This is a genomic window from Burkholderia stabilis (genome assembly GCF_001742165.1).
Taxonomy (GTDB): Bacteria; Pseudomonadota; Gammaproteobacteria; order Burkholderiales; family Burkholderiaceae; genus Burkholderia; species Burkholderia stabilis.
Genome location: NZ_CP016442.1, coordinates 1063163 through 1078501, shown reverse-complemented (window position 1 = coordinate 1078501; position 15339 = coordinate 1063163). Strand labels below are relative to the sequence as shown.

The window sequence follows — 15339 nt, the reverse complement described above, 5'->3', positions numbered from 1 at the left end:
GGCATGCCGAGCATCTTAAGGCGAATCGGCCGGACAGGTGGCCCGGCGCGGTCGTCCGCGAGGCCGGGCCGCTGCCGTCTGGGCCGGCAGTCTGTATCGTATAATCGAGCGTTTACGATACTTGCCCGCCGTGCGTCCGCCAGGACCGCCGGCGTTTGAAGCCGTCTTAGCCAGACATTCCCCGCACGCCATGAAAGCTGCCGAAATCCGCGAGAAATTCCTCAAATTCTTCGAATCGAAGGGCCACACGATCGTCCGCTCGTCGAGCCTCGTGCCCGGTAACGACCCCACGCTGATGTTCACGAACTCGGGCATGGTCCAGTTCAAGGACGTGTTCCTCGGCACGGATCCGCGCTCGTATTCGCGCGCCACGACGGCACAGCGCAGCGTGCGCGCGGGCGGCAAGCACAACGACCTCGAGAACGTCGGCTATACGGCGCGTCACCACACGTTCTTCGAGATGCTCGGCAACTTCTCGTTCGGCGACTACTTCAAGCACGACGCGATCAAGTTCGCGTGGGAGCTGCTGACTACGGTCTACCAGTTGCCGAAGGACAAGCTGTGGGTCACCGTCTACCAGGAAGACGACGAGGCGTACGACATCTGGGCGAAGGAAGTCGGCGTGCCGACCGAGCGCATCATCCGCATCGGCGACAACAAGGGTGCGCGCTACGCGTCGGACAACTTCTGGACGATGGGCGATACCGGCCCGTGTGGCCCGTGCACGGAAATCTTCTACGATCACGGCCCGGACGTGTGGGGTGGCCCGCCGGGGTCGCCGGAAGAAGACGGTGACCGCTACATCGAGATCTGGAACCTCGTGTTCATGCAGTTCAACCGTGACGCGCAGGGCAACATGACGCGCCTGCCGAAGCAGTCGGTCGATACCGGCATGGGCCTCGAGCGTCTCGCCGCGGTGCTGCAGCACGTGCACAGCAACTACGAGATCGACCTGTTCCAGAACCTGATCAAGGCCGCCGCGCGCGTGACCGAGATCAGCGATCTCACCAACAACTCGCTGAAGGTGATCGCCGATCACATCCGCGCATGCTCGTTCCTGATCGTCGACGGCGTGATCCCGGGCAACGAAGGCCGCGGCTACGTGCTGCGCCGGATCGTGCGCCGCGCGATCCGCCACGGCTACAAGCTCGGCCGCAAGGGTTCGTTCTTCCACAAGCTGGTGGCCGACCTCGTCGCCGAGATGGGCGTCGCGTATCCGGAGCTGAAGGAAGCCGAACAGCGCGTGACCGACGTGCTGCGCCAGGAAGAAGAGCGCTTCTTCGAAACGATCGAACACGGGATGTCGATCCTCGAAGGCGCGCTGGCCGATGTCGAAGCGAAGGGCGGGAAGGTGCTCGACGGCGAACTCGCGTTCAAGCTGCACGACACCTACGGCTTCCCGCTGGACCTCACGGCCGACGTGTGCCGCGAGCGCGGCATGACGGTCGACGAGCCGGCGTTCGACGACGCAATGGCGCGTCAGCGCGAGCAGGCGCGCGCGGCCGGCAAGTTCAAGGCCACGCAGGGCCTCGAATACACGGGCGCGAAGACCACCTTCCACGGCTACGAAGAAATCGCGTTCGACGATGCGAAGGTCGTCGCGCTGTACGTCGACGGCTCGTCGGTCAACGAAGTGAAGACCGGCCAGGATGCGGTCGTCGTGCTCGATCACACGCCGTTCTACGCGGAATCGGGCGGCCAGGTCGGCGACGAGGGCGTGCTCGCGAACGCCGCGACGCGCTTCGCGGTGGCCGACACGCTGAAGGTGCAGGCCGACGTGATCGGCCACCACGGCACGCTGGAGCAAGGCACGCTGAAGGTGGGCGACGTGCTGCGCGCGGAAATCGACGCGCATCGCCGCGCACGCACGCAGCGCAACCACTCGGCCACCCACCTGATGCACAAGGCGCTGCGCGAAGTGCTCGGCGCGCACGTGCAGCAGAAGGGTTCGCTGGTCGACGCGGAAAAAACCCGTTTCGACTTCGCGCACAACGCACCGATGACGGACGACGAAATCCGTCGTGTCGAGCAGATCGTCAACAACGAAATCCTCGCGAACGCGCCGGGTATCGTGCGCGTGATGCCGTACGACGAAGCGGTGAAGGGCGGCGCGATGGCGCTGTTCGGCGAGAAGTACGGCGATGAAGTGCGCGTGCTCGACCTCGGTTTCTCGCGCGAACTGTGCGGCGGCACGCACGTGCACCGCACCGGCGACATCGGCCTCTTCAAGATCGTCGTCGAAGGCGGCGTCGCGGCCGGCATCCGCCGTGTCGAGGCGATCACCGGCGACAACGCGGTGCGCTTCGTGCAGGATCTCGACGCCCGCATGAACGAAGCCGCGGCCGCGCTGAAGGCGCAGCCGTCGGAGCTCACGCAGCGCATCGCGCAGGTGCAGGAGCAGGTGAAGTCGCTCGAGAAGGAACTGGGCGCGCTGAAGTCGAAGCTCGCATCGAGCCAGGGCGACGAGCTCGCGCAGCAGGCCGTCGAAATCGGCGGCGTGTACGTGCTGGCTGCGACGCTCGACGGCGCCGACGCGAAGACGCTGCGCGAAACGGTCGACAAGCTGAAGGACAAGCTGAAGAGCGCGGCGATCGTGCTGGCGGCCGTCGAAGGCGGCAAGGTCAGCCTGATCGCGGGCGTCACGCCGGACGCGAGCAAGAAGGTCAAGGCCGGCGAGCTCGTGAACTTCGTCGCGCAGCAGGTCGGCGGCAAGGGCGGCGGCCGTCCGGACATGGCGCAGGCAGGCGGCACCGAGCCGGCGAACCTGCCGGGCGCGCTGGCAGGCGTCAAGGGCTGGGTCGAAGAGCGGCTCTGATCGCTGCGACCGATGCGATGCCGTTTCGCTGACGGCATCGCATGAAACGAACAACGACCCGATCGGCATGTGCCGGTCGGGTCGTTTCGTTTGTGCGCCGAAGAAACGCGTCGGCGCGCCGCGAACGCATCAGGCGGGCACCGCCGCCGGCCGCTTCGCTGCATCGTCCGGCTGCCGCGCGGCTTCCGTGAGCGCGTCGCGCAGCGCGGCGAGCGCCGCTGACGCATAGCCTTGCCGCCATGCGAGCAGCGTGTCGATGCCTTCGATTTCGGGAATCGCATGCGCGGCGATGTTGCCGGTCTCGGGCTGCAGGTCGAGCACCGAACGCGGCGCGACCGCGACGCCCGCACCGGCCGCGACGCACGCGACGATCGCGTGATACGAGCCGAGTTCGAGCACGCGCGCGGGTTTGACGCCGTGCGCCGCATACCACTGCTCGACGTACTTGCGATACGTACAGCCGCGCTCGAACGCGATCAGCGTCGGCAGGATCACGTCGCGCGGGGTGCGCACCGGCGGATGGCCGCGCGGCGTGAGCAGCACCAGTTCCTCGCGGAAGACCGGCACCGTCTCGAAGGTGTCGGGCAGCGTGTCCGGTGCGGGCGGGCGCGCGAACAGCGCGGCGTCGATCTCGAAGTCGCGGACCCTGTCGATCAGCCAGCCCGTCGTGCCGGTCAGGAGTTCGAGCGAGACGTCGGGCCACGCGTGGTGATAGCGCGCGAGCACGGTCGGCAGCCGGCTCGCGGCCGTGCTTTCCATCGTGCCGAGCCGCAGCCGCCCGCGCGGCGTGTCCTCGCGCACCGCGTCGCGCGCTTCGTCGGCGAGCGCGAGCAGGCGCTCCGCATACGGCAGCAGCGTGTGCCCGGCCGGCGTCAGCACGAGCCGGCGGCCGTCGCGCACGAACAGCGCCGCGCCGAGTTCCTCCTCGAGCTGCTTGATGCGCGTCGTGACGTTCGATTGCACACGATTGAGCTTCGCCGCCGCGCGCGTCACGCCGTTCTCGCGCACGACGGCCCGGAAAATCGCCAGCGCCGCCAGATCCATGATTCTCTCCGAGCGATGATTGGATTCTCAATTATTCATTTTTCGAGAACATTTGGTCAAGCTACGATCGCAGCATTCCGGTTTCCGATCCGCCGGCGCGCCGAGCGCCGGCCCATGCCGCCATGTCACGTTCCGATACCCCGTCCGCCGTCGCCGGCGTACTTTCGTCAGACCAGATCGATCAGGCCGACCGCCGTGCCCGCACGGCCGCGCTGGCCTGCATGGTCGGCCTTGCCGTCGTGCTCGGCGTCGGCCGTTTCGCGTTCACGCCGCTCTTGCCGTTGATGCTCGCCGACGGCTCGATCAGCCTGAAAGCCGGCGGCTGGCTCGCATCGGCGAACTACGCGGGCTACTTCGCCGGCGCGGTCAGTTGCGCGGCGCTGCGCGTTTCGCCCGCTCGGATGGTCCGCTTCGGGCTCGCGGCCACCGTGCTGCTGACCGCCGCGATGGGCGTCGGCCACCTGCTGCCCGTGTGGCTCGTGGTGCGCTTCGTTGCGGGTGTGGTCAGCGCGTGGACGTTCGTGTTCGTGTCGCAATGGGGGCTGCGGCGGCTGGCCGAGTTGTACGCGCCGGAGTGGAGCGGGGTGATCTACGCGGGGCCCGGCGTCGGCATCGTGCTGACGGGGCTGATCGGCAGTGCGCTGGCCGGCCAGCGCGCCGCGTCAGGCTGGCTCGGCTTCGCGGCGCTGTCGGCCGTGTTGTCGGTCGTAATCTGGCGCACGTTCGGCGGCGCGCCGGCGCAAGCCGCGCCATCGGCCGGTGCGGCGCCGCATACGGCGGCTGCCTCCACAGCGCCGGCCGGCGCGCGACGCCATCGCGCGGAAGCTGCGTGGCTCGTCGTGCTGTACGGGGCGCCGGGCTTCGGCTACATCATCACCGCGACGTTCCTGCCCGTGATCGCGCGCGCCGCACTGCCGGCCGGTTCGCCGTGGCCCGACCTGTTCTGGCCGATGTTCGGCGCGGCGCTGATCGTCGGCGCGATCACCGCTGCGCGCTTGCCCGGGCATTGGGACAACCGCCTGCTGCTGGCGGCCGGTTGCGCGACGCAGGCGCTCGGCATCGCGGCCGGGATCGTGTGGCCGAATGCGCTCGGCTTCTCGGTCGGCAGCATGCTGCTCGGCCTGCCGTTCACCGCGATCACGCTGTTCGCGATGCGCGAGGCACGACGCCTGCACGGCGAGCGTGCAGCTGGGCTGATGGGGTATGCGACCGCGTCGTACGGGGTCGGGCAGATTCTCGGCCCGCTCGTCGCGGCGCCGCTTGCCGCGCGTTTCGGGTCGTTTTCCCCGGCGCTGTGGCTCGCGGTGGGCGCACTGCTCGCGGGCACGGCCGGCTTCGCGGCGAGCGCCGCACACGCGCGCATGCAATCCTGATATCGGCGGGGCCGGATCGTCTGCGGCGCGGGCAAACTCGCTAGAATGAAGCCTTTCCCGCGCCGAGCGGGCGCGCGGGCGGCCGGCAGGCGGCCGCCGGGCGCCCGCCATCTCCCCATCGATGACCACCGCCGACTACCGCTTTTGCCCGCGCTGCGCGAGCCCGCTGACCGAGCGCGCCGATCCCGAACATGAAGGCGGCCGCGTTCGCCAGGCGTGCCCCGACGATACCTGCGGCTATGTCCACTGGAACAACCCGCTACCGGTCGTTGCCGCGATCGTCGAGCTCGACGGCAAGATCCTGCTCGCGCGCAACGCGGCCTGGCCGGAAGGGATGTTCGCGCTGATCACCGGTTTCCTCGAGAACGGCGAGACGCCCGAGGACGGCATCGCGCGCGAGGTGTTCGAGGAAACGGCGCTGAAGGCCGAACACGTGTCGCTCGTCGGCGTCTACGAATTCATCCGCAAGAACGAGCTGATCATCGCGTATCACGTGCGCGCGTCGGGCACGGTCGCGCTGTCGCCGGAACTGCTCGAATACAAACTCGTCGATCCGCCGCTGCTGCGCCCGTGGCGTGCCGGCACGGGCGTCGCGCTCGCCGACTGGATGCGCGCGCGCGGCCTCGATTTCGAGTTCGTCGACCGGCCGGGACAGTGACGGGCCGGCCCGCCAGCAAGGTTTCATCCGCCGCGCCGCGAGCGATCGCGCCGCGGCGCACCGCCGTTTGCCGATGTGCCGTGCCGCACGGCCGCCGCGCTTCCCCTCATCGTCCTGACCGCCATCGCCATGTCCGACAAGCCGCAGCCGCGTTCCCGCGACGCCTACCGCCACTTCCTGCCGATCACGACCCGCTGGATGGACAACGATGTCTACGGGCACGTGAACAACGTCGTCTACTACAGCTACTTCGATACCGTCGTGAACGAGTATCTGATCCGCGCGGGCGTGCTCGACGTCGAGCACGGACAGACGATCGGGCTGGTGGTCGAGACGCAGTGCAACTACTTCGCACCGCTCGTGTTTCCGCAGTCGGTCGACGCGGGGCTGCGCGTCGCGAAGCTCGGCACGTCGAGCGTGCGCTACGAGATCGGGCTGTTCGCGGCCGGCGACGCAGCGCCCGCCGCGCAAGGGCATTTCGTGCACGTGTACGTCGATCGCGGCACGCGCCGCCCGGTGCCGCTGCCCGACGCGCTGCGCGCCGCGCTCGAATCGATCGCCGCCTGACGGTTCGCGGTGCACCCGTTCGCGCTCCAGGCGTTCAACGGCCTCAGTTACGGCTTGCTGCTGTTCATGCTGTCGGCCGGCCTCACGCTGATCTTCAGCGTGCAGGGCGTGCTCAATTTCGCGCATGCGAGCTTCTACATGCTCGGCGCGTATGTCGGCTACAGCATTGCGGCGCGCGCGGGCTTCTGGCCCGCGCTCGTGCTCGCGCCGCTCGCGGTCGGGCTGCTCGGCGCCGGCTGCGAACGCACGCTGTTGCGCCGCGTGCAGGCGCGCGGCCATACGAGCGAGCTGCTGCTGACCTTCGGCCTCGCCTACCTGATCGGCGAGGGCGCGAAACTCCTGTGGGGCCTCGCGCCGCTGCCGGCGCCCGTGCCGCCGCTGTTCGAAGGCGCGCCGGTGAGCGTCTTCGGCCTCGCGCTGCCGCGCTACCGGCTGTTCATGATGGGCATGTCCGCCGCGATGCTGGTCGCGCTCGGCGCGTTGCTGCGCGCGTCGCGCATCGGGCTCGTCGTGCGTGCGGCGCTCACGCATCGTGCGGCCGTCGAAGCGCTCGGCTACGACGTGCCGCGCGTGATGACGGGCCTGTTCGGCGCGGGCACCGCGCTCGCGGCGCTGGCCGGCGTGATCGGCGCGCCGCTCGCGGTGATCGAGCCCGCGCTGGCCGAGACCGTCGGGTCGGTCGTGTTCGCGGTCGTCGTGATCGGCGGGCTCGGCTCGCTCGGCGGCGCGTTCGCCGCCTCGCTCGCGGTCGGGTTCGCGCAAACCTTCGCGGCCTCGAGCGACACGTCGCTGCGCGACCTCGCGCAATGGGCCGGGCTCACGCTGCCCGACAGCGTGGCCGCCGTGTCGATCGCGCAGCTTGCGCCGCTGGTGCCGTATCTGCTGCTCGTCGCCGTGCTGGTCGCGCGGCCGCGCGGGTTGTTCGGCGAGCGTGCCGATGCGTAGCCGCGCGCTCGCCGGCTTCGCGCGCTGGGCGCTGTTCGCCGCATGCGTCGTGCTGCCCGGGTGGCTGTGGCCGCACGGTGCGGTGCTCGGCTATCTCGCGCAGACGGCCGCGCTCGTCGTGCTGGCACTGTCGTACAACCTGCAGCTCGGCACGACCGGGCTGCTGTCGTTCGGGCACGCGGCGTTCGCGGGCCTCGGCGCATTCGCGGCCGCGCACTGGTTCAACCATTTCGGCGGGCCGCTGCCGCTGCTGCCGCTCGTCGGCGGCTTGGCCGGCGCGGGTTTCGGTTTCGTCGCCGGGCTGCTTGCGACGCGGCGCTCGGGCACCGCGTTCGCGATGATCACGCTCGGGCTCGGCGAGTGCGTCGCGGCCGCCGCGTGGAGCGTGCCCGCGTGGTTCGGCGGGCTAGGCGGCGTGCCGATCGACCGCGCGCGCGGCACGCCGTGGGGCAGCTGGCATTTCGGCGCGCCCGCGCAGGCGTACGCGGTGATCGCCGCGTGGTGCATCGCGTCGGCGCTGGCGATGCACGCGCTGACGCGCACGCCGCTCGCGCGGCTCGCGAACGCGGTGCGCGACAACCCCGCGCGAGTCGCCGCGCTCGGCACCGAGCCGCGCCGCGTGAGGCTCGCGATGGTGACGTGCGCGTCGTTTTTCGCCGGTGTCGCCGGCACGCTGACGCTGATCGACGTCGAGATCGCGACACCCGACAGCGTGTCGATGGCGCGCTCGGCCACCGTGCTGATCGCCGCGGTGATCGGCGGCACCGGCGCGTTCTTCGGGCCGGCGGCCGGCGCGGCCGTGCTGACGGCGCTGAGCATCGTCGTCGCGGGGGTGTCACGCGCGTGGGCGCTGTATCTCGGCGTGCTGTTCGTCGTGATCGTCGTGGCCGCGCCGCGCGGGATCGCCGGCATCGCGCAAGCGCTCGCGCATGCGTTGCGGCGCGGCGCGCCGGCGGCCGAGCGGTGGCGCATGCTGTGCGGCGTCGGCGCGTGCGTGTTTTGGGGCGTTGCGATCGTCTGCGCGGCCGAGCTCGGTTACGCGTGGCGCTTCGCGCAGGACGACGGCACGGGCTTCGCGTTCGGCGCATGGGGCATCGACGCCGATACGCCGGCCGGCTGGGCCGTCGCCTGCTCGGCGGCCGGCATCGGCACGCTGCTGTGGGGCTGGCGCGCGCGGCTCTTGCCGGGCGGGCAGGCCGGCGAGCGGGAGGACGGGCGATGAACGGCAATGCGATCGCGCTCCATGGCGTCGTGCAGCGCTTCGGCGCGCAGACGGTGCTCGACGGCGTCGATTTGAGCATCGCGGCCGGTGAGCGCCACGCGCTGATCGGGCCGAACGGCGCGGGCAAGTCGACGCTGTTCGGCGTGATCGCGGGCGCGACGCGGCCGACGCGCGGGCGCGTCGTGCTGCACGGCGTCGAGCTGCGCGGGCGCGGGCCGGTTGTCGCGAGCCGCCTCGGCATCGGCCGCAGTTTTCAGCAGACGAGCGCATTCGCGCGCCTCACCGTATTCGACAACCTGCGTTGCGCGGCGCTGCATGCGCCGGCCGAGCGGCGGCGCTGGTGGAACCGGCTGCGCGAATCGGCGTCGGTCGATCTCGCGGCTACGCGCGTGCTGCACGACGTCGGGCTCGATGCGCGGCGCGACACGCCGGCCGCCGAGCTGAGTTATGCGGAGCAGCGCGCGCTCGATCTCGGGATCGCGCTCGCGAGCGGCGCGCGCACGCTGCTGCTCGACGAACCGACGGCCGGCATGAGCCGCACACAGGCGGCGCGGATGATCGCGCTGATCCGCGCGACGACGCAGGGCCGTACGGTGCTGATGATCGAGCACGACATGGACGCGGTGTTCGGTTTCGCCGAACGCATCACGGTGCTCGTGCGCGGCACGGTGGTCGCGACCGGCGCGCCCGATGCGATCCGCGCCGATCCGGCCGTGCGCGCCGCGTATCTCGGGGAAGGCGGACCATGAACGCGCTGCTCGACATTCGCGACCTGCGCGCGTGGTACGGCCTGCAGCCCGTGCTCGACGGCGTCGATCTGTCGCTCGCGCCGGGCGAGACGCTCGCGCTGCTCGGCCGCAACGGCTCGGGGCGCTCGACGCTCGCGAAGGCCGTGATGGGGCTCGTGCGCACGGCCGGCTCGGTGCGCATCGCCGGCGCCGAATGCGCGGGCGCGCGCACGTTCGAGATCGCGCGGCATGGCGTGGCTTACGTTGCCGAAAGCCGCGACGTGTTCCCGCTGCTGAGCGTGCGCGACAACCTGCGGCTCGGGCTGCGCGGTGCGCGCGGCGCGGCCGAGCGCGCCGCGCTCGAACGCCTGTTCGACCGCTTTCCGCTGCTGGCCGCGCGCGCGGACGTGAAAGCCGGGCGGCTGTCGGGCGGCGAGCAGCAGGTGCTCGCGCTGGTGCGCGCGCTCGCCGGCAGCCCGCGCGTGCTGATCGTCGACGAACCGGCCGAAGGGCTCGCGCCGCTCGCGGTCGACGAAGTCGGCGCGTGCCTTGCCGCGCTGCAGGCCGACGGCGTCGCGATCGTGCTGATCGAGCAGCGGCTGCAGTTCGCGCCGCGGCTCGCGCGGCGCGTCGCGGTGATGGGGCGCGGACGGATCGTCTACGACGGCGCGCTCGACGGCCTGGGCGGCGACGTCGCCAATGCGTGGCTGAGCGCCGGCTGACGGCGCCTGGCCGATTGTTCGGCAAACCCCGCCAGTCAATTCGTGTCGAGCCGCTTTATCGCCGCCGCGCCGCACCTTAAATTGCCACTCATGCCGGGCCGCCGCATCGATGCGGCAAGCGGCGTCATCCATCGAACGTCTTCTGACTGAGGAATGAAATCATGAGCAAGCTGGCAGGCAAGGTAGCGATCGTCACGGGCGGATCGAAGGGCATCGGTGCCGCGATCGCGAAGGCGCTGGGCGCGCAGGGCGCGTCCGTGGTCGTCAACTACGCGAGCAGCAAGGCGGGCGCCGACGCGGTCGTGAGCGCGATCGTCGAAGCCGGCGGCCGGGCGGTCGCGGTCGGCGGCGACGTGTCGAAGGCAGCGGACGCGCAGCGCATCGTCGATACGGCGATCGACACGTACGGCCGGCTCGACGTGCTGGTCAACAATTCCGGCGTCTACGAATTCGGGGCGATCGAAGCGATCACCGAGGAGCATTACCGCCGGCAGTTCGATACGAACGTGTTCGGCGTGCTGCTCGTGACGCAGGCGGCCGTCAAGCATCTCGGCGAAGGCGCGAGCATCATCAACATCAGCTCGGTGGTGACCAGCATCACGCCGCCCGCCAGCGCCGTCTACAGCGGCACCAAGGGCGCGGTCGATGCGATCACCGGCGTGCTCGCGCTCGAACTCGGCCCGCGCAAGATCCGCGTGAACGCGATCAATCCGGGCATGATCGTGACCGAGGGCACGCACAGTGCAGGCGTCATCGGTTCCGGTCTCGACGAGCAGATGCGCAGCCAGACGCCGCTCGGGCGGCTCGGCGAGCCGGACGACATCGCGTCGGTCGCCGTGTTCCTCGCATCGGACGATGCGCGCTGGCTGACCGGCGAACGCCTCGTCGCGAGCGGTGGGTTGCGCTGATCCCGCGACGCGGGGCGTCGGCGCGCATGGACTGATCGCGCCGTTACGCGATCATCGCCAGCGCGTTCGCGCCGACGTGCCAGCGCAGGCTCTCGACGACGAGCGCGTGATTGCGCTCGGAGTCGAGCCCGGCGATCGTCATCGCGCCGACGATGCCGATTCCGGCGATGCGCAGCGGCACGCCGCCGCCGTCGAGCGCATAGTCGGCGCCGGACAATCCCTGCGATTCCAGTGACCAGCCGGCGCGGCGAAAGCACGCGCCGACTTCGAGCGAACTCACTCCGAAGCGCAGCACGGTGTTCTGCCGGCGGCGAATCGCATCGTTGTCGTGCGCGCCGCTGCCGTCGAGCGCGCAGTAAAAGAGCGGGGCCGCTTCGCCGACGATGCCGACCGCGATCGGCAGCCCGCGCCGCGATGCGATGTTGACCGCGATTTCCCCGAGCCGGCGCGCAACGTCGGCATTGAAATGCGGCAGCGCCGTGTCCGGCGCATCTTCGTCGAAGGGCGCGTGATCGATGCGCAGGAAGGTCGTCACCATGGCGGCTCCGTGTGTCGCAAGTGCGGGGGCGCGCGCCGGTGTCGCCGGGTGACGGGCCGCGCGCTCGCCCGTCGTTCGTTCAGCGTGTCGGCGCCGCGTCGAGCATCCACTCGTGCGCGGGATCGTTCTTGAACGCCCACGCGCGGCTCGGGCCGGCCATCACGTTCAGGTAATACAGGTTGTAGCCATGCGGCGCGACGACCGGGTGGTAGCCGCGCGGCACCATCACGACGTCGTGGTTCTCGACCGCGCACGCTTCGTCGAGGCTGCGATCGTCCGTGTACACGCGCTGGAACGCGAAACCCTGCGGCGGGTCGATCCGGTGGTAGTACGTTTCCTCGAGCGAGGTCTCGTCGGGCGCCGCGTCGCGGTCGTGCTTGTGCGGCGGATAGCTGCTCGAATGGCTGGCCGGTGTGACGACTTCGACGACGAGCAGGCGCTCGGCCGCCGGGTTGTCGCCCATCAGGATGTCGCACACGTAGCGCGTGTTGGTGCCTTGCCCGCGCACCGAGCGGCGCATCCGTTCGCCGTCGAGGCGCTGCACGGGCTTGTCGCCGTGCGCGTACGGCGCGGTGCACAGCGCGACTTCCGCGTCGCGCGTCGCGACCAGCGTGACCGTCTTGCCGCCCGGCACGTACAGCGCGTCCGGCGATACTTCTTCGAAGACGCTGTCGCGCTTGCCGAGCGCATCGTAGGTTGCGCCGTCGACGCTCGCGCGCACCGTGCCCGTGAGCACGACGACGCACAGCTCGCGCGCGCCGGTGTCGAGCGTTTCGGTGTCGCCGGCCTTCAGGCGCAGCGCGCGAAAACCGACGTGCTTCCAGCCGGCCGACTCGGGCGTGACGTTGCAGATTTCGCGGTCGGGCGATGCCTTGACCAGCAGGGGAGAAATCGTCATGGGGTGGGGCTCCTCAACAGGGGCTCAAGCGTTCATGCGTACACGCGTTCGATCGTTCAGGCGCTCAACCGGTCGACGATCGCGCGCAGCGAGTCGTAACCCTTCTTCGCATACTGATAGCTCGGCGCGACGGCCGGGTCCTGCTCGGCCTCGACGACGAGCCAGCCTTCGTAGCCGGCGTCCTTCAGCGTGCGCAGCGTCGCTTCGTAGTCGAGCGCGCCGTCGCCCGGCACCGTGAAGGTGCCGTTGATCACGCCGTTCAGGAAACTCCAGCCGCCGTTGCGCGCCTGCGTGACGACCTGCGGCCGCACGTCCTTGCAATGCACGTGGACCACGCGCGACACATGCTTCTTCAGCAGCGTGACCGGGTCGGCCGCGCCGCCGAAATACGCGTGGCCCGTGTCGAACAGCAGGAACACCTTGGCCGGATCGGTCAGCGCCATCAGCCGGTCGACGTCGTCGGGCGACTCGACGTACGCGCCCATGTGGTGATGGTAGGCGAGCTTGATCCCGTAGGTCGCGAGCAGGTGCGCGCCGAACGCGTCGAGGCGCGCAGCGTAGCGCTGCCACGCTGCGTCGTCGACGAAACGCGGCCGCTTCGCGACCGGCGTGTCGATGCTGCCCTGGATCGTGCCCGCGCATTCGCCGTATACGACCACCTTCACGTCGTTGTACTGCAGCTTCGTCATGTGCGCGCGGCAGCGTTCGATTTCCGCGGCCACCGCATCCGCGTCGCTCATGCCCGGCCCGACTTCCGCGAGGAAGCCCGAATACCAGCCCGACACGCACACGAGCCCGAACCCGGCGAGCTTCGCCTTCAGCTCGGGGCCGGTCTTCGGAAACTTGTTGCCGAGCTCGAAGCCCGCATAGCCGATTTCGGCGCCTTCCTTCAGCGCCGTTTCGAGCGGCGTCTCGCCGCCGAGCGACGGCAGGTCGTCGTTCATCCACGACAGGGGATTGATACCGATGCGGACGTTCCAGCTCATGACGTGCTTCCTTGGTTCGTATGGGGTTTTCACGGGGTGGGTGCGGGATCAGCGGCGCTGCCGCGCTTTCGCATCGAGATACGCGCGGTGCGCCGCTTCGACGCCGGCGCGCGCGGATACCTGCGGCACCGCGACTTCCCACCATGCGCCGCCGTCGTCGGTCGTGCGCTGGTGCGTGGTGTCGATCACGAGCACCTGGCTCGTCGTCGCCGCGCGGGCACGCCGCATTTCGCTGCGCAGTTCGCCGACGTCGCGCACGTGCACGGCTTCCGCGCCCATCGCACGCGCGTGCATCGCGAAGTCGATCGTCGAGCGTTCGCCGCCTTCCGGCACGCAGTCGTCGAGCATGTTGTTGAAGCTCGCACCGCCGCAATTCAGCTGCAGCCGCTCGATGCAGCCGTAGCCGCGGTTGTCGAGGATCACGACGATGATCTTGCGACCGAGCATCACGGAGGTCGCGAGTTCCGCGTTGAGCATCATGTACGAACCGTCGCCGACGATCACGATCACTTCGCGATCGGGCCGCGCGAGCTTTGCGCCGAGGCCGCCCGCGACCTCGTAGCCCATGCACGAGTACGCATAGTCCATGTGGTAGTTGCCCGGCACGCCGCTGCGCCACAGCTTGTGCAACTCGGCCGGCAACGTGCCGGCCGCGCAGACGACGAGATCGTCGCGCGCGCTGTCGCGTCCCGCGTCGGCGGCCGAATCGCGCACCGCGCCGATCACTTCCGCGTCGTACGGCAGCGTGTCCTGCGGCACGCGGGTCGTGAGTTCCGTGACGCGCGCGTTCCATGCGGCGGCCTGGTCGCGGTTCGCAGCCGTCCACACCGGATCGGCGCGCCAGCCGGCCAGCGCGGCCGACAGCTGGCCGAGGCCCGTGCGCGCATCGGCGACCAGTTGCCGGCCGCGCTTCTTGCCCGCGTCGAACGGCTGCACGTTCAGGCTCAGCAGCGTCGCGTTGCCGTACAGCGCGTGCGAGCCGGTCGTGAAGTCCTGCAGCCGCGTGCCGACCGCGAACACGACGTCGGCCTGCGCGGCCGCGCGGTTCGCGGCCGGCGAGCCGGTCACGCCGATCGACCCGAGGTTCAGCGGATGGTCCCACGCCAGGCTGCCCTTGCCGGCCTGCGATTCGGCGACCGGCACGCCGTGCGTGTCCGCGAACGTGCGCAGCGTGTCCCACGCCTGGCTGTACAGCACGCCGCCGCCCGCGACGATCAGCGGTTTCTTCGCGGCCTTCAGCACGTCGAGCGCATCGGCGAGTTCGAGCGCGTCGGCCGGCGGCCGGCGCATCCGGATCACCGGCGGCGCGAAGAAATCCTCGGGCCAGTCGTACGCGAAGGTCTGCACGTCCTGCGGCAGCGAGAGACACACGGGGCCGCACTGCGCGGGGTCGGTCATCACCTGGATCGCGCGCGGCAGCGCGACGAGCAGTTGCTCGGGCGACGTGATCCGGTCGAAGTAGCGCGTCACCGGCCGGAAGCAGTCGTTCGCGCTGACGTCGCCCTGTTCGAAGTCCTCGACCTGCTGCAGCACCGGGTCGGGCAGCCGCGACACGAACACGTCGCCGGGCAGCAGCAAGAGCGGCAGCCGGCCGACGTGCGCGAGCGCGGCCGAGGTCAGCATGTTGGTCGCACCGGGGCCGATGCTCGACGTCGCGGCCATCATCCGCTGGCGGAAATTCGCCTTCGCGAACGCGATGGCCGCGTTGGCCATCCCTTGCTCGTTGTGCGCGCGGAAGGTCGGCAGCCGGTCTTTTTCCGCATGCAGCGCTTCGCCGAGCCCGGCCACGTTGCCGTGGCCGAAGATCGCGAACACGCCGCCGCAGTACGGCAGGATCTCGGTGCGGCCGTCGGGCTGGACGACTTCGGCGCGCAGGGCGGCCAGATAGCGCACGAGCGCCTGGCTGACGGTCAGTCTCACGGTGGTGGTCATCGT

14 protein-coding genes are annotated in these 15339 nt (G+C 70.1%); 9 read left to right on the top strand and 5 right to left on the bottom strand.

The features are described from left to right. Positions 1-190 precede the first annotated feature (190 nt). The gene (gene alaS / locus BBJ41_RS05045) at positions 191-2815 is read left to right on the top strand and encodes an alanine--tRNA ligase (protein WP_069745579.1); all 2625 of its coding nucleotides are present in this window, start codon (positions 191-193) and stop codon (positions 2813-2815) included. 129 nt (positions 2816-2944) lie between these two features. Here the strand turns inward: alaS and BBJ41_RS05040 are convergent, their stop codons facing one another. Next, the gene (locus BBJ41_RS05040) at positions 2945-3859 is read right to left on the bottom strand and encodes a LysR family transcriptional regulator (protein WP_069745578.1); all 915 of its coding nucleotides are present in this window, start codon (positions 3857-3859) and stop codon (positions 2945-2947) included. A gap of 122 nt (positions 3860-3981) precedes the next feature. Between BBJ41_RS05040 and BBJ41_RS05035 the strand changes: the two genes are divergently transcribed. The 8 genes from BBJ41_RS05035 (at position 3982) to BBJ41_RS05000 (ending at position 10982) form a co-directional block, all read left to right on the top strand. After that, a complete protein-coding gene (locus BBJ41_RS05035; RefSeq protein WP_069745577.1) occupies positions 3982-5232 on the top strand; it encodes a YbfB/YjiJ family MFS transporter in 1251 nt (416 codons plus the stop codon). 121 nt (positions 5233-5353) lie between these two features. Next, on the top strand, positions 5354-5890 hold the full coding sequence (locus tag BBJ41_RS05030; protein WP_069745576.1) for an NUDIX domain-containing protein: 537 nt from the start codon (positions 5354-5356) through the stop codon (positions 5888-5890). Positions 5891-6019: 129 nt separating this feature from the next. Further along, positions 6020-6457 (top strand): acyl-CoA thioesterase, encoded by a 438-nt coding sequence (locus BBJ41_RS05025; RefSeq protein WP_069747588.1) that lies wholly within the window; start codon positions 6020-6022, stop codon positions 6455-6457. Positions 6458-6466: 9 nt separating this feature from the next. Then, on the top strand, positions 6467-7402 hold the full coding sequence (locus BBJ41_RS05020; RefSeq protein WP_069745575.1) for a branched-chain amino acid ABC transporter permease: 936 nt from the start codon (positions 6467-6469) through the stop codon (positions 7400-7402). Further along, positions 7395-8624 carry a branched-chain amino acid ABC transporter permease gene (locus tag BBJ41_RS05015; protein WP_069745574.1) on the top strand — a complete coding sequence of 410 codons (1230 nt, stop codon included), beginning with the start codon at positions 7395-7397 and terminating at the stop codon, positions 8622-8624. The genes BBJ41_RS05020 and BBJ41_RS05015 overlap by 8 nt, the downstream gene beginning before the upstream one ends. Beyond that, positions 8621-9373, top strand: coding sequence for an ABC transporter ATP-binding protein (locus BBJ41_RS05010; protein WP_069745573.1), 753 nt, complete (start codon positions 8621-8623; stop codon positions 9371-9373). The genes BBJ41_RS05015 and BBJ41_RS05010 overlap by 4 nt, the downstream gene beginning before the upstream one ends. Continuing rightward, complete coding sequence (locus BBJ41_RS05005; RefSeq protein WP_069745572.1) at positions 9370-10074, top strand: ABC transporter ATP-binding protein; 705 nt, start codon at positions 9370-9372, stop codon at positions 10072-10074. Before BBJ41_RS05010 ends, BBJ41_RS05005 begins: the two co-directional genes overlap by 4 nt. Positions 10075-10235: 161 nt before the next feature. After that, positions 10236-10982 carry a glucose 1-dehydrogenase gene (locus tag BBJ41_RS05000; RefSeq protein WP_069745571.1) on the top strand — a complete coding sequence of 249 codons (747 nt, stop codon included), beginning with the start codon at positions 10236-10238 and terminating at the stop codon, positions 10980-10982. A gap of 43 nt (positions 10983-11025) precedes the next feature. Here the strand turns inward: BBJ41_RS05000 and BBJ41_RS04995 are convergent, their stop codons facing one another. The 4 genes from BBJ41_RS04995 to iolD form a co-directional block, all read right to left on the bottom strand. Next, positions 11026-11520 carry a heme-degrading domain-containing protein gene (locus BBJ41_RS04995; protein WP_069745570.1) on the bottom strand — a complete coding sequence of 165 codons (495 nt, stop codon included), beginning with the start codon at positions 11518-11520 and terminating at the stop codon, positions 11026-11028. Between the two features lie 79 nt (positions 11521-11599). Beyond that, complete coding sequence (gene iolB, locus BBJ41_RS04990) at positions 11600-12418, bottom strand: 5-deoxy-glucuronate isomerase (protein ID WP_069745569.1); 819 nt, start codon at positions 12416-12418, stop codon at positions 11600-11602. A 56-nt stretch (positions 12419-12474) separates the two neighbouring features. Beyond that, positions 12475-13404 (bottom strand): myo-inosose-2 dehydratase, encoded by a 930-nt coding sequence (iolE, locus tag BBJ41_RS04985; RefSeq protein WP_069745568.1) that lies wholly within the window; start codon positions 13402-13404, stop codon positions 12475-12477. Between the two features lie 48 nt (positions 13405-13452). Beyond that, the gene (gene iolD, locus BBJ41_RS04980; RefSeq protein WP_069745567.1) at positions 13453-15336 is read right to left on the bottom strand and encodes a 3D-(3,5/4)-trihydroxycyclohexane-1,2-dione acylhydrolase (decyclizing); all 1884 of its coding nucleotides are present in this window, start codon (positions 15334-15336) and stop codon (positions 13453-13455) included. Positions 15337-15339 lie beyond the last annotated feature (3 nt).